The sequence below is a fragment of the Bowmanella yangjiangensis genome, from assembly GCF_017255015.1.
Classification (GTDB): Bacteria; Pseudomonadota; Gammaproteobacteria; order Enterobacterales; family Alteromonadaceae; genus Bowmanella; species Bowmanella yangjiangensis.
Genome location: NZ_JAFKCS010000382.1, coordinates 1 through 766, shown reverse-complemented (window position 1 = coordinate 766; position 766 = coordinate 1). Strand labels below are relative to the sequence as shown.

Below are 766 nucleotides of genomic sequence, written 5' to 3'. Positions count from 1 at the left end.
ATCTGTCTCTGAGCGTGACTGGCGAATACACCGGCGCCTATACCAGCATGGGTACTTTTACCTACCCCTTCGATCTGACCAGCGGCCGCCCCATCGGCCTCGAGCAGTTGTTCACGCCAGCGGGCCTGCAACGGCTGGGCGAACGTGTGGGCCATGAACGCGGCCAGCGCATCGAGGCATTTCTCGCCGAATTGCCGCCTCCGGCCGACGCCACGGCAGAGCTGGACGAGGATGACGAGCGCCTCGAAACCCAGCGTTCGATGTATCAAGAGTGCTTGCCCAGACGCAGCAACAGCGATCTGACATACAACCGGGTGGAGCTGGGTCGCGATAGCCTGAAGCTGATCGCCGAAGGCTGCGCACCGCATGTCGTGCTGGCACTGGACGACCTGGGCGAGTACAGCAACAGCATTCCCTATGCGCAATTGGCCGATGACTTCAGCCCCTACGGTCGCTGCCTGCTGCTGGAGCAGCGCAGCGACTGCCAGCGTCCTGCCGATCTGCGTGCCGGTGGCGCCTACCGAGGCAAGATCGATGGCCGCTACGCGATCAGCCTGGTGCTGGAGGGCAACGTCTATGCCTCCAGCAGCTACTTCTACGAGCGTTACGCCCGGCAGATCGAACTGAGCCAGCGGACCATCAGTGCTGATCAGGTTCGCCTGTACGAAGGTGGCGACAGCCCTGCCATCTTCGACCTGCACTTGCAGCCGGACGGCTCACTAACCGGCACCTGGCAGCAGCAAGGCGGCAAGGCGCTGCCCGTGGA

Annotated in this window: 1 protein-coding gene; it reads left to right on the top strand. The window is 63.3% G+C overall.

Annotation, left to right across the window (positions count from 1 at the left end):
* Positions 1-146: 146 nt before the first annotated feature.
* On the top strand, positions 147-766 hold a 620-nt coding region (locus J0A65_RS24690; protein WP_206596885.1), incomplete at its 3' end, for a hypothetical protein.